This is a genomic window from Stenotrophomonas sp. SrG, from assembly GCF_050031795.1.
GTDB lineage: Bacteria > Pseudomonadota > Gammaproteobacteria > Xanthomonadales > Xanthomonadaceae > Stenotrophomonas > Stenotrophomonas rhizophila_A.
The window spans coordinates 1-251 of the sequence record NZ_JBNBBE010000594.1 but is presented as its reverse complement, the minus strand read 5'-3'; the positions used below and the strand labels follow the sequence as shown (position 1 = coordinate 251).

1 pseudogene is annotated in these 251 nt (G+C 67.3%); it reads right to left on the bottom strand.

What is annotated here, in order from left to right:
- A pseudogene (locus ACQG3P_RS20965) lies at positions 1–251 on the bottom strand (dihydroorotase); the annotation flags it as partial.

Genomic DNA, 251 nt, shown 5'->3' with positions numbered 1-251 from the left:
GCTTCCCTTCGTGCACCAGCTCCAGCGCAGCCACCAGCGCGTCCTGCACCAGCGGCAGGCCGGACGGCGCCTGCGCATAAGGCTTCTGCTTTTCTTCCCAGGGGTGCGGGGCGTGGTCGGTGGCCAGCACGTCGATCACGTTGTCGGCCACGGCCTGCGTCAGCGCCTCGCGGTCGCTGACTTACATGTTGGCCGGGTTGCACTTGGTCAGGTTGCCCACCCGCGCGGTATCTGTGGGGTACAATCGCAGG